Raw genomic sequence first — 12,462 nt, forward strand, 5'->3', positions numbered from 1 at the left:
CGGAGGCGGATAAAAATTAGTTATCTAATTTACAGGGATTTAATTTAAGATAAAAGGAAACTTTACCAGGGGCATACTCTATTCATATTAACGGTTGGTTTTGGTTATAATTTGATAAGATTATATATTAGCACCATTAAATAATACTAAACCCTTCACAGCGTGACGCGCATATTATTCTCCCTGCTTTTTATATGCGCCTTTATGAAAGCATATGCCCAGGCTCCTTCGATAAATTTATTTGCGCCGTCATCGGGCCCTGTAGGAACTTTGGTGACAATAAATGGCAGTAATCTGGATAATGGAAAAGCTAATATCGCGGGAAAAGCTTGTATAACGATATCCGGTAGTGCATCTAAATTAGTTATTATGATTATGCCGGGTACGTTTACAGGGCCTATTTCAGTTACTACCAGTAAAGGTTCGGTATCCTCTGCGCCTAAATTCATTTTAACACCAACGCCCTATCCTTCATTGCAACAAGGGAATAAGCTTGTAGGAACAGGGGCTATAGGCAAAGCAGCACAAGGAAACGCGGTAGCTATTAGCGCTGATGGGAATACAGCAGCCGTTGGCGGAACGGGTGACAATAATCAAATTGGAGGAGTTTGGGTATTTACCCGCACAGGTACAACCTGGACCCAACAAGCTAAAATCCTCCCTGATAATGGCAATATCAGTTTAAATAATCAGTTAATATTCGGGAATGCGCTATCATTTAGTGCCGACGGAAATACGTTGCTTGTTGGAGGAATTGAGGATAGACAAGGAGGCGACGGGGTAGGCGCATCGTGGATATTTAGGCGTGAAAATAATGTTTGGAAGCAAGATGTAAAACTAATAGGTACAGGAAATACAGGTGCTTGCTTCCAAGGCCAAGACGTATGCTTAAGTGCCGATGGGAATACGGCTGTTGTTTATGGTACTGGAGATGATTTTTTCAGGGGGGCATTTTGGGTGTTCACACATGATACGGGTACATGGACACAGCAAGGCCCCAAATACGTACCAAGCGGACTTTCAAATTTTAAACAAGTATTCGGCGGTGGATTTCATTCCAGCATAGCTTTAAGTGCAGACGGTAATACGATCTTAGTTAGCGGAAGTATTGACCTTCCGGTATCATCTCTGTGTACGGGTGTCATTTTTACGCGAAACAACGGTGTGTGGACAGAACAAAGTGGCAGACTGCAAGCATCCGGAGGCTTACAGGGAAGGGCTGTGGCCTTAAGTGCAGATGGCAGTGTAGCGATGATTGGTGGACCACATGACGAAGGACAAAAAGGCGGGGCATGGATCTTTGTTAAAAATGGCAACTCCTGGGTGCAGCAGGGATCTAAACTAATTGGCCCTGGAGCCGACGCTGAATCGCTCCAAGGCACCACTGTAGCTTTATCGGCAGATGGTAATACAGCTATTATGGGTGAATACGGTTTTGGCGAACATTACCGGGGAGGCGTTTGGGTATTTACCCGAAATGGCAATACCTGGGTACTGCAGGGGAGTCAATTGGTAGGGTACGATACGGATCAATATTCGGTGTCGGGTACATCTGTTGCAATTAGTGCTGATGGCAAAACATCCATTAACGGCGGAGGATCTGATAACGATTGGCAAGGTGCAGCATGGATTTTTTCGACAGCTCCGATATTGCCCCCCTCGGTTATAACATTACCGGCTACCGAGCTATCTTTCTCGGGCGCTACACTTAATGGCACTGTATCAGATAACGGCTCCTTAACTAACATAACCTTCGAGTATAGTACCAATCCTGATCTTAGCAGTTCCGTCATCGCTCCGCTAAAGTCAGGCGCTAATCCGTTAAATGCAGGAACAGGCATAACAAGCTATACAAGTGCGCTTAACAATTTGACGCCGGCTACCACATATTATTTCCGAATAAACGCGGATAATGCAGGAGGTGCAGCAAACGGGAATATATTAAGTTTTGTTACCCCAAACCGTCCGCCTGCACCTCCTGTTGCTCAAACAAAGCCAGCAACTCTTATATCATCATCAACAGCAACATTAAATGGCCTGGCTAATGATAATGGGAGTGAAACAGAGGTGCATTTTGAGTTTGGCACATCACCAACGCTCGCAGGAGCCATAACTGCTGATATTGCTACGGGTGTAAACCCCATTATTGCCAATACAGGGGCAGTTAACTTTACCAATAACCAGATTGATTTGACTCCTTCAACTACTTATTATTTCAGGATAGTTGCCCAAAATGAAAATGGGATTACTAAAGGTGATATACTTCCATTCCGTACACAGCCTAAAGTTCTGGTAATACCCAATACATTTACGCCAAATAACGACGGAATTAATGACACCTGGAATCTATCATCGCTCAGCTTACCGTCTAATTGCTCGGTAAATATTTTTAACAGATATGGGAAACCAATCTATTCTTCTATTGGTTATACTACTGCCTGGGATGGGAAGTATAAAAATGCAAACATTCCGGCTGGCACCTATTATTACGTCATTGATCTTAAAAATGGAACGACGCCATTATCGGGTAGCTTAACAGTTATCAGATAATAAACCCGGTGGGTTACCAGCGCCGTCGTGATGTAACCCAGCTTTTGACGGAATAAAAATATAAAAGCTGGAACCCTGTCCAAAAACGCTTTCGAAACCAATACTGCCACCTTGCCGTTCTATAAACTCCTTACATAGCAACAAGCCCAAGCCAACGCCCTTTTCGTTATTGGTACCAAAAGAAGGATCTGATGTTACCAGGAAAATATGCTCTTGCTCGGCCTCGGCAATGCCTTTTCCGTTATCGCTAACAGTTAGTTTAACTTTATCGGGCATTGTTTGAGTACTTACAGCGATGCTACCCCCTTTTTGCGTGAATTTAATTGCGTTGTTTACCAGGTTACGCACCACCAGTTGCAGCATATCAGTATCGGCAATTACCGTTATTTTATCGTCAATATCGTAACTTAAGGAAATGCCTTTTTTAACCGCCAGCATTTTCTCCATCTCCAACGTGCTTTTCAATACAAAAGAAAGGCTCACTTCCTGCAAATTTACCGTTGGCCGCTCCATTTGGGATTTTGTCCAGTAAAGCAGGTTAGACAGCATTTGCATGGTATTATTGGTAGCAGCAAGCAGATCTTTCTCCAAAACCAATCGCTGAGTATTGTCAAGCTCATGTTCATTAAGCAACTCCAGGTAACCTTGTATATTAATAAGCGGTGCCCGCATATCATGCGAAATAATTGACATAAGCTTATTCTTTTCCGCATTACTTTGTTCTAAGAGGCTCTTCTGCAATGTGATCTCTTCATTCCTCAACTCAACCATGGCCTTTTCTTTATCGTAGCTACGCTTAATGAAGCTGATAATGAAATAAATGGCAATCACCGGTAGCGGAAATGCGGTAACCCGGTCAATAAATTGCCCCTTTCCTGCAGTAAAAGGGTATTGAACCAGGGCCGGATAATGATATTCAACAACGTGGAGTATCAGAAAAGCAAATATGTAGATCGCCAGCCAGGCTAAATAATACCTGTATGGCGAAATGGCGAATAGCATCAGCAAATAAGCAGGCCATATTAAATCGGTAGAGCCATTAATACCCGAATTTGCAAAATAATTAACAGAAAAAAGAAGCAAGCCTGTTAAGCCAAATACAATATTGTTATGCTTTTTATGATGATACCGCGAATAGTAATATTGATAGAAAAAGAAGCATGCAATTATAAAACAGGATAATGCAGCTACATACAGGCCAGCAAAAATATTATACGGGATATAAAAACAAGCCAGAATTATCGCGCAGATAGTTATAGAATGAAATATCCTGCTCTCTAAACTGAAACTTGACGTTTCTCCCGTTAGCTTGAACCAAAAAGCGCTTAATTTTTTAATGTTGAGATGGTTGTAAACACTGAATTGTTTTGTTGTATGGACAGGCCGCGATTTGCGACATGTGAACCATTTAGCAACTATACGAAAAAAATTTAATTTTAGTTTAAGGATGATGCAAGCAGAAGTTGACTTTGAAAATTATTTAGACTGATTAATTATGATTTGAACAAAAAAGGACACCTTTAAACACAATTGCAAACGATCCAAAAGCTTCAAACGAGGCCTGATAACACCCTTCATTCTCCTGCCATAATTCTGTGTCTTTCACTTATCTTTGCGCAAAATTCAATATTTCATTACTGTGATCAATGTCAATAACATTTCCGTTTCATTTGGCGGAACCACCTTATTCAGTGACGTAACCTTCTCTATAAACGAGAATGATAAAATAGCCCTGATGGGCAAGAATGGCGCAGGCAAGTCCACCATCCTCAAGATCATCGCCGGTGCGGCCAAACCTACTACCGGCAACGTAACCGGCCCTAAGGATGCGGTAATAGCATACTTGCCGCAGCATTTGCTTACCCAGGATAACGTTACCGTTTTTGAAGAAACGATGAAAGCGTTTGACGAGGCCAATCAGATGCAGAAAGAGCTGGACGAAGTGAATGAGCAGCTCAACATTCGCACCGATTACGACAGTGACGACTACATGAAGCTGATTGAACGGGTATCGGAGCTGAGCGAAAAAGTTTATTCGCAGGAAGAGGTAAATTATGATGCAGAGGTAGAAAAGGTGCTGAAAGGCTTAGGTTTCGAACGCAAAGACTTTGCTCGTCAAACTTCCGAATTTTCGGGCGGTTGGCGTATGCGTATCGAGCTGGCCAAAATTCTGTTAAAGAAACCAGACCTGATCTTGCTTGATGAGCCTACCAACCACATGGATATCGACAGTATCCAATGGCTGGAAGATTTCCTGGTCAACTCGGCAAGGGCAGTAATGGTTATCTCGCACGACCGTACTTTTGTAGATAACATTACAAACCGTACCATTGAGGTGACCATGGGCCGGATCTACGATTATAAAGCCAAATACACACATTACCTCCAGTTGCGTGCTGACCGCAGGGTACACCAATTAAAAGCCTATGAGGAACAACAGCGCTTTATAGCCGATAACCAGGAATTTATAGACCGGTTCAGAGGCACGTACTCTAAAACTTTGCAGGTACAGTCGCGCGTGAAGATGCTTGAAAAGCTTGAGGTCATCGAGATAGATGAAGTGGATACTTCGGCATTGCGATTGAAATTCCCACCGTCGCCACGTTCCGGCCAATATCCGGTAATGGTTGAAGAGCTGACAAAAACCTATGGCGATCATGTTGTGTTTGAAAAAGCGGCTATGGTGATTGAACGGGGCGAAAAAGTGGCTTTTGTTGGTAAAAACGGGGAAGGTAAATCGACAATGATCAAAGCCATCATGGGAGAGATCGATTTCCAGGGAACTTTAAAAGTAGGTCACAATGCCAAAATAGGGTACTTTGCCCAAAACCAGGCTGCTTTGTTAGATGAGAATTTAACAGTATTTGAAACTATCGACCAGATCCCGCTAAGCGATGGCACCGTAAAGATCAAAGATCTTTTGGGTGCATTTATGTTTAGCGGCGATGATACCACTAAAAAGGTCAAGGTACTTTCCGGCGGCGAAAAAACGCGCCTGGCCATGATCAAGTTGCTGTTGGAACCTGTAAACGTATTGATCCTGGATGAGCCAACAAACCATTTAGATATGAAAACCAAGGATATCATCAAAGATGCCCTGAGAGATTTTGATGGAACGCTGATCCTGGTATCGCATGACAGGGATTTTCTGGACGGACTGGTAAAAAAGGTATTTGAGTTTGGAAATAAACGCGTCCGCGAACATTTTGAGGATATCAAAGGATTTTTAGCCTACAAGAAAATGGACAGCTTAAAGCAGATTGAGCAAAGCTAATGGAATAGCTGGAAAGAACCAGAAGGATATAAAATATCGCATAAAATGGTGTATGCCGTGGAAAAGAGAAGCCTGCAATGATTTGATTTGCAGGCTTTCCTTTTTACATTATTAAATACCTAACTCCGTAGCCACAACCACCTCCCGGTTTTCAAGTAGCGGAACTATTTGGCCCAAAACAATATTTTGAAAGTACTCGGATGCGCGGTGAGCAGCAACAGCAGCTTCATCTTTATAGCCCTCAAACAAAACCAGTGTATTAGCATCGGTATTGCTTTGGTGAAGCCTGTAAAACAGGTTGCCTTCTTCGGCCCTGCTTTGTTCGGTTACGTGGGTAAGGAGATTGAGCACGGTATCTAATTCACCTTCTTTAACCTGCCATTTGGCAAAAACATTTATAGCTTGTTGGTTCATCTTTTTGTTTTTTATAATCCTGCTCCCTCATCAATTTGAAAAGAGCAGGCATTGATTGTTATACGATTAAGCTTCTAAAATTTTGATCACGCTTTCGGCCACACCTTTTGCTGATGCTGGGTTTTGGCCGGTAACTAAACGGCCGTCGGTAACAATATAGGCTTGCCATGGAGCAGCAGCACTATATTTAGCGCCGCGTTGTTTCAGGGCATCTTCCAGCTCAAACGGAACATCTTCTTTGGCGTAGTTTTCTTCTTCGGCAATGCTGAAGCCGGTAACGTTTTTACCAGCAATCAGATAGCTACCATCGTTCAGTTTTACATTGATCAGCGCTACCGGGCCATGACACACGGCACTCACTATGCCACCTTTTTCATACATGCCTGATAAAATGTTTTGCACGGTGGTATTTTCAGGCATGTCTACTACCGGGGCCAAGCCGCCGGGAACAAATACGGCATCATAATCTGCTACCGATACCTGGTCGATTTTTTTGGTGTTTTTCATGGCAGCCGAGCCTTCGCCGTTAAGGAAGGCGATATTTAATTCGTCATCCAGTTCAACCATATCTATCGGGGCTTCACCGCCATTTACGCTATACACGTCAATATCGTATCCTTGTTTCCTGAAAGTTTGGTAAGGGTTGGCGACTTCGGTAAGCAGGTTTCCGGTAGCGCGATTGTGTGGGCCAATTACGTTTGCACTTGATACCACAAATAAAATTCTCTTTTTCATGACATAAAACTTAAATTGTTATAGTAATGGATAATTGTTTTGTTGTTTGATTTACATAACAAATGTCCAAAATTAGGCCTCCCGAAAACAAGGAAGCAAGTCACAGAAAAAGTGTGACGCGGATCACACTTTTGATAGGTTTTATTTAACGATATCTTTTAATGGGTTGATTGTAAGTAACTTGTATTTTGAGCCAAGCTAAGCCGAAACTCTGAATATGTTATTGGGTTACTCTATTAGAGTAAAGCCTGCTTAAAGTTTCGCGGCTAACGCCGAGGTATTCGGCTATGTATTTTTTAGGGATCTTTTGCATCAGGTGCGGATAAAGCTGGCCAAACTCTTCATAGCGTTGCTGTGGCGTGCTGGCAAGCAGTGAAATGATCCTGCGTTGCAGCGCAACATATCCATTAGTAAGTTTTGCCCTGAAAAAATGCTCCATTTTATGCAATTCGGCAGATAATGTTTCTCGGCCATGCAGGTTGAGGCACAGAACCTCGGCATCTTCCATACATACAATGTGGAGCGTAGCTTTTTTTTCTTTAAAATAAGCCTGGTAGTCGGCCATCCACCAGTTCTCTCCTGCAAATTGTACAATGTATTCTTTGCCTTCACTATCAAGATAAAACATCCTGAAAACACCCGACAGGATCAGGTATTCAAAAGTAACTGTGTCGCCCTCCTGGGTAAGGTATTGATGTTTTTTTACCCTTTTGTAGGTGAAAAACGGTTTTACAAAATCAAACTCCCCGTCGCTGATCGGCACTACGTCTTCAATATGCTTGCGGAGTTTATCCATTTTTATAATACGTTCTGTAAGTAAAAATTACCCATGCTTTGATCCCGGAGGAAAAGGTTAAATATAGGCAAAAGTTTTAAGCGGATAAGTTCAACGCGGTCAAACGCAGGGGGGGCTTCGATACATTAACTTAAAGAATTGTTTTGCTCTTTTATTTGAAATGCTGTAGATCCCATTTAGGGCATTAGAGAAAAAGCTTTAAATTGCAGCCAGACACTTAAGCCCGACACATTAAATGAGAGAATTGATAAAAAAGTTGTTAGGGGCGAATATTCGCCTACAGCTTAGAAGACTATTTCCGTCCAAAATACAAAGAGAGGCCGATAAGGCCGCGAACGAAGAAGCGAGGTTCAGAAGTAAGTTTTATTCAACATTTATAAAAAGCGGCGATATCTGCTTTGATGTTGGTGCTAATATGGGTAACAGGGTTTTACCATTGCTGGCCATAGGGGCAAAGGTTGTAGCGGTAGAACCACAGGCAAACTGTTACGAATATCTTAAACAAAAGTTTGGTAAAAGAATCACTGTAGTAGGTAAAGGCCTTGGTGCTGTGGAAGCGGTAAAGAAATTTTATGTTTCAAATACATCTGTATTGTCATCATTTTCGGAAGAGTGGATAGATTCGGTTAAGGATGGCCGGTTTAACAGCTATACCTGGGATGAACCCATAAACCTGGAAATAACAACAGCCGACAAGCTGATCGAAGCATTTGGCCTGCCGTCATTTATTAAAATAGATGTTGAAGGGTATGAGCTGGAAGTGTTGAAAGGGTTAACCCAACCTGTAAAAATGATCAGTTTTGAATATACCGTGCCGGAGCAAACAGCGCGCGCCATTCAATGTATTGACCAGATACTTACACATAATCCCAATATTGAATGTAACTACAGTTCAAATGAAAGTATGCAATGGGGTATGGAAAAATGGCTGTTACCTGCCGAAATGAAAAGTTTTATAGCAGGTAACGATTTTATAAGCACGGGATTTGGAGATATCTATGTAAGAACAAAAGTTTAATTGGGGGCTGATTTTTTCAGCTCTTTGCTTTGCTAAATCTCTTTCTAAATCTTGACGCTAAGGATTCCAGATCGCGTTTTCCAATATCTTCGGGCTTATAAAATTGAGATAAAACAAGGGCTCTTGAAAGTTGAATTGTGCCGTTGGTGGTTTTAACAATTACTTCATCTCCGCGTTCCGCATGGTTTTTATAGTTGCCAATTTGGGGGTTAATACCGGTGAGGCGCATCAATAATTCAACTATAGCATAAAGTGGTAGTTTGTTTTGAGGCATACATTAGCTTATGTTGTTTAACACTAAGTTAAGTATATTTTAACAAATAATAAATACTCTAATTAAATGCACTATTACTTAACATATAATGCACGTACTACTGGCATGAAAATTTTTCGTTATTCTTTATGGTCAGCAAAGTAAAAGATATTACCATTATTATCTACCACAGCAAACTGTCGCAAGCCCCAGGGCATCATCTTTAGGCCGCCGTTCGGGTGGATAAGATTCAGTTTTTGATACTCTTCGTAAAGCTGCTCAATATCGGTTACATAGATATAACAGCCCATGTTGCGGCAAGCTTCCGGATCATCACACGGGAATAAATGCACATTGATGCCATCCCTGATAAATATCAGGTAACCGTTATTGCTGGCACAAAAAGTAAAGCCTAATTTTTCGGTGTAAAAAGCGATCGTTTTAGCCTCGTCAACAGAGGCCAATATTGGTGTTGAGCGTTTAAACATTGCTGTAAGAGTTGAATAACGGAACCCAATTTACAACTATCATCAGATATTAACCTATGATCTCCAAATGATGCTTCCGGTAACCCAGCGGACTTTTGCCGGTACTTAACTTAAATATTTTGTGAAATGAGGCCACATCACTAAAGCCCGAATCGAAACTAATTTGGGTAGCGTTTTTATCTGTTGATATCAGTTGCTGCATGGCGTACTGCAAACGGTAATAAGTGATGGTTTCCGTCAAGGTTTTGCCGGTTACTTTTTTATAAAATTTGCAGAACGCGTTTTTTGTCATGCTGCCTATCTCAGAAACCTCTTCAAGGGTTATCTTACTCCGGAAATTATCAATAATAAAACTTTGCACCAGCTTTAACCTTTGATGTTCTATCCCCTGCGGACTATAGATCACCGGTTCAGCATTTAAATATTGGTATGAGGAATGATCAGTTAGCCGGTCAAGAATTTCCAGCACCAGGATGAGTTTCTTAAACGGATCTTCTGCTTTTACAACAGCCATCATCAAATTAATGATGGCCGTTGTGCCTTTTCCTGTAAAATGGATGCCATGAAAGCTTTTTTTAAGTAGCTGCACAACTTTCCAGGCCGATTGGTTCTCGAAGAAATTAGGCCCTAAAAAATCGAGGTTAAACTGGATCACTACCGATTTTGCATTGATCTCCTCGTTGTGCAAGCTGGTTTTCCAGCAATGGGGTACATTACCGCCGATCAACACCAGGTCGCCCTGTTGATACGCCGACATATTGTTGCCCACAAACCTGTTCCCTTCGCCTTTAAGAATGGCCGTTAATTCATATTCGGGATGAAAATGATATGGCGATTCAAACTCGTGCTGCTCAAATAACCTGGCCAGGAACGTGTTTTTGTCATGATTACTTAAAGCTTCTAACGTGGGCTTGATCATCGGTACAGGAAAGTTTTGATATACAAAGAAACCAAATTATCCTATTGGTGCTGATGCCCGCTGATATATTCAGCACTTTTGGATCTGTCTATAAATAATTTTAGCGAATCAATTTCAGCGGCTTTGTAAGGTTTAAAATCACCGCTGTAAAGGTCATGCTGCCAAAGCTTTTGTTCCGGATCGCCGGGGCGGTGTCTCCACGGTAAATTGGTTTGTGTTTTACCGTTAACCAGTCCCCATAGGTTGCAACCAACCTTGTATTGGTAAAATACAGGTATAATTTCACTCACCGTCGATTTCCAGGGCCTGTTCATCCATTCGGTATTGATCATGGGCCTATTGTATTGCTTAAGCTCTTCTATGGTTTTGGTAACGTGTTGCTTATCACCATAATCATGAAATGTGATCAGATCAACATTTTCGGTAATAATGCTGTTCAGCCGCGGGTTTTGATCAAAGATGCCAATGGTAAGCGGCTGCGACGGATTTACAACCCTTGCCCAGGCAATGGCCTTTTTCAGCAGCGGAAAAGTAGCTGAGCCTAAACCACCGTTTGTAGGTTCATTGTAAAGGTCCCACATTAAAATGCGCTTATCGTTTTTGAACCTTGTGATCACCTCCGTTACATATTTTTTTAGCCTGGGATGCGTGGCGGAATCAACCACCAGGCTATGTCCCGGACTTGGCGACCATGCCCAGGCATACCAGCCAATTAGCGGTTCGGGTTGTTTGCCCGTTTTTGGATCATTGGTAATGCCGAAAGAGCAATCATCAAACAAAGCCGGGATAAACTTGATATGATGTTTATCGCATATCGCCATAAATTTATCCAGCGTACTTAAGAAATACTTCGGGTCATCGGCGTATACCGCGTATTGCAATACGGCCCGCAGCGAGTTCATGCCCGACTTTTCTGGCAGTGCCAACTCTTTATCTATAGCCGCCTCGTTAAAAGTTGTTTTATCCCACATGGCGGTATAATTGATAGCATAAGCCGGGATGTAATTAAACCCGCAGTACCAGGGTTGTTGATTATACCATGCCCAGATACGGGCTTCCGACCAACGCTTATCCTTACTTTGTGCAAAGCAAAAGGTGGTACAAACCATTAAGGCGATCAGTAAAAATGTTCTTTTTATCATATAGAAAACGACTGTCAGAAATTATCAGTAAGCTAAAGGGTTTAAGTTTGAATTGGCCGGTTCACCGGGATTTAAACCGCCAAGCCAGCGATGGCGGTCGTTTTCCTGGTGCTTATTTTGTGGTTGCGTTACACCTGCGCCATCGGCATAATAAATGATGGTCATTACTTCGCGGGTGGTATCGGTAGTGCTGTTACCCGGTGCGTTATGCAAAGTCCAGCCGTAATGCCAGGTAGCATCGCCGGCCTGCATGGTTTCGGCACGGGTTATGGGATAATTTTTCTCCCTGATGTATTTTTGAAGGGATGTTTCCGATTCGTCTGAGATGGCGATGTTTTCTGCAAATCCATCCCGGTGTGATCCCGAGGCAAACGTGAGCATCCCCAGTTCAACATCAATATCCATCAGCGGCATCCACATGGTAACCGTATTGTTGGTATCAAGAGGCCAGTAGTATTGGTCCTGGTGCCAGGGGGTAAAACCTCCGCCGGGTTCTTTAAACAAAGCCTGATCATGATAAATGCGCACATGGTCAACACCAAGCAGGTCGGCAGCAATTTTTGCAAAACGTTTGGCGAGGGTAAACTCCCGTACCTGTTCATCAACCTCCCATAGGTTCATGATCTGTAAAAAAGCTTTGCCATAGGTGTCCCTATCCTGCATAGCACGGGTTTCGGTATTGTAACGGTTCACTGCATTGCTGATCACATCGCGGTAATGAGCTGCTTCATCGGTCTGCAAAACGTTTTTGATGAGCACGTGCCCTTGCTGCCGGAAATCGTTTATAAGTGCCGCATCTACATTGATAGTATCGCTAAGCTTTTGTTTTTCTGTCTGGATCATCGGAATAAATTAGGTTATAATTGGTTAGGA

At 42.4% G+C, this 12,462-nt stretch carries 12 protein-coding genes; 3 read left to right on the forward strand and 9 right to left on the reverse strand.

Annotated features, from left to right (window positions below):
* The first annotated feature begins 204 nt into the window (after nt 1-204).
* Complete coding sequence (locus VF500_RS26760) at nt 205-2,550, forward strand: gliding motility-associated C-terminal domain-containing protein (RefSeq protein WP_330862598.1); 2,346 nt, start codon at nt 205-207, stop codon at nt 2,548-2,550.
* Here VF500_RS26760 and VF500_RS26765 read toward each other — a convergent pair.
* A complete protein-coding gene (locus tag VF500_RS26765) occupies nt 2,533-3,633 on the reverse strand; it encodes a HAMP domain-containing sensor histidine kinase (RefSeq protein ID WP_330862599.1) in 1,101 nt (366 codons plus the stop codon). The two genes, VF500_RS26760 and VF500_RS26765, sit on opposite strands and share 18 nt — an antisense overlap.
* Before the next feature lie 556 nt (nt 3,634-4,189).
* Here VF500_RS26765 and VF500_RS26770 point away from each other — a divergent pair.
* Complete coding sequence (locus tag VF500_RS26770; RefSeq protein WP_330862609.1) at nt 4,190-5,824, forward strand: ABC-F family ATP-binding cassette domain-containing protein; 1,635 nt, start codon at nt 4,190-4,192, stop codon at nt 5,822-5,824.
* A 111-nt stretch (nt 5,825-5,935) separates the two neighbouring features.
* Here VF500_RS26770 and VF500_RS26775 read toward each other — a convergent pair whose 3' ends face one another.
* The 3 genes from VF500_RS26775 to VF500_RS26785 form a co-directional block, all read right to left on the reverse strand.
* Entirely contained in the window at nt 5,936-6,238 is a 303-nt protein-coding gene (locus VF500_RS26775; protein WP_330862600.1) for a putative quinol monooxygenase, read from the reverse strand.
* 66 nt (nt 6,239-6,304) lie between these two features.
* On the reverse strand, nt 6,305-6,973 hold the full coding sequence (locus VF500_RS26780) for a type 1 glutamine amidotransferase domain-containing protein (RefSeq protein ID WP_330862601.1): 669 nt from the start codon (nt 6,971-6,973) through the stop codon (nt 6,305-6,307).
* Nucleotides 6,974-7,193: 220 nt separating this feature from the next.
* Nucleotides 7,194-7,769, reverse strand: a complete 576-nt coding sequence (locus VF500_RS26785; protein ID WP_330862602.1) for a Crp/Fnr family transcriptional regulator — start codon at nt 7,767-7,769, stop codon at nt 7,194-7,196.
* A 235-nt stretch (nt 7,770-8,004) separates the two neighbouring features.
* Between VF500_RS26785 and VF500_RS26790 the strand changes: the two genes are divergently transcribed.
* Entirely contained in the window at nt 8,005-8,787 is a 783-nt protein-coding gene (locus VF500_RS26790) for an FkbM family methyltransferase (protein WP_330862603.1), read from the forward strand.
* Between the two features lie 16 nt (nt 8,788-8,803).
* Here the strand turns inward: VF500_RS26790 and VF500_RS26795 are convergent, their stop codons facing one another.
* From VF500_RS26795 to VF500_RS26815, 5 genes are all read right to left on the reverse strand, one after another.
* The gene (locus tag VF500_RS26795) at nt 8,804-9,061 is read right to left on the reverse strand and encodes a hypothetical protein (RefSeq protein ID WP_330862604.1); all 258 of its coding nucleotides are present in this window, start codon (nt 9,059-9,061) and stop codon (nt 8,804-8,806) included.
* 119 nt (nt 9,062-9,180) lie between these two features.
* Entirely contained in the window at nt 9,181-9,528 is a 348-nt protein-coding gene (locus tag VF500_RS26800) for a VOC family protein (protein WP_330862605.1), read from the reverse strand.
* Between the two features lie 49 nt (nt 9,529-9,577).
* Complete coding sequence (locus VF500_RS26805; RefSeq protein ID WP_330862606.1) at nt 9,578-10,447, reverse strand: AraC family transcriptional regulator; 870 nt, start codon at nt 10,445-10,447, stop codon at nt 9,578-9,580.
* A 41-nt stretch (nt 10,448-10,488) separates the two neighbouring features.
* Nucleotides 10,489-11,589, reverse strand: a complete 1,101-nt coding sequence (locus tag VF500_RS26810; protein WP_330862607.1) for a cellulase family glycosylhydrolase — start codon at nt 11,587-11,589, stop codon at nt 10,489-10,491.
* A 24-nt stretch (nt 11,590-11,613) separates the two neighbouring features.
* Nucleotides 11,614-12,432, reverse strand: coding sequence for a phytanoyl-CoA dioxygenase family protein (locus VF500_RS26815; protein ID WP_330862608.1), 819 nt, complete (start codon nt 12,430-12,432; stop codon nt 11,614-11,616).
* Nucleotides 12,433-12,462: the final 30 nt, after the last annotated feature.

This window comes from Mucilaginibacter sp. (assembly GCF_036383575.1).
GTDB lineage: Bacteria > Bacteroidota > Bacteroidia > Sphingobacteriales > Sphingobacteriaceae > Mucilaginibacter.

Excerpts from the sequence above, each read along its gene's own strand:
- VF500_RS26760 (WP_330862598.1), top strand. The coding sequence starts at position 205 with ATGAAAGCATATGCCCAGGCTCCTTCGATAAATTTATTTGCGCCGTCA.
- VF500_RS26775 (WP_330862600.1), bottom strand. The coding sequence starts at position 6,238 with ATGAACCAACAAGCTATAAATGTTTTTGCCAAATGGCAGGTTAAAGAA.
- VF500_RS26780 (WP_330862601.1), bottom strand. The coding sequence starts at position 6,973 with ATGAAAAAGAGAATTTTATTTGTGGTATCAAGTGCAAACGTAATTGGC.
- VF500_RS26785 (WP_330862602.1), bottom strand. The coding sequence starts at position 7,769 with ATGGATAAACTCCGCAAGCATATTGAAGACGTAGTGCCGATCAGCGAC.
- VF500_RS26790 (WP_330862603.1), top strand. The coding sequence starts at position 8,005 with ATGAGAGAATTGATAAAAAAGTTGTTAGGGGCGAATATTCGCCTACAG.
- VF500_RS26795 (WP_330862604.1), bottom strand. The coding sequence starts at position 9,061 with ATGCCTCAAAACAAACTACCACTTTATGCTATAGTTGAATTATTGATG.
- VF500_RS26800 (WP_330862605.1), bottom strand. The coding sequence starts at position 9,528 with ATGTTTAAACGCTCAACACCAATATTGGCCTCTGTTGACGAGGCTAAA.
- VF500_RS26805 (WP_330862606.1), bottom strand. The coding sequence starts at position 10,447 with ATGATCAAGCCCACGTTAGAAGCTTTAAGTAATCATGACAAAAACACG.
- VF500_RS26810 (WP_330862607.1), bottom strand. The coding sequence starts at position 11,589 with ATGATAAAAAGAACATTTTTACTGATCGCCTTAATGGTTTGTACCACC.
- VF500_RS26815 (WP_330862608.1), bottom strand. The coding sequence starts at position 12,432 with ATGATCCAGACAGAAAAACAAAAGCTTAGCGATACTATCAATGTAGAT.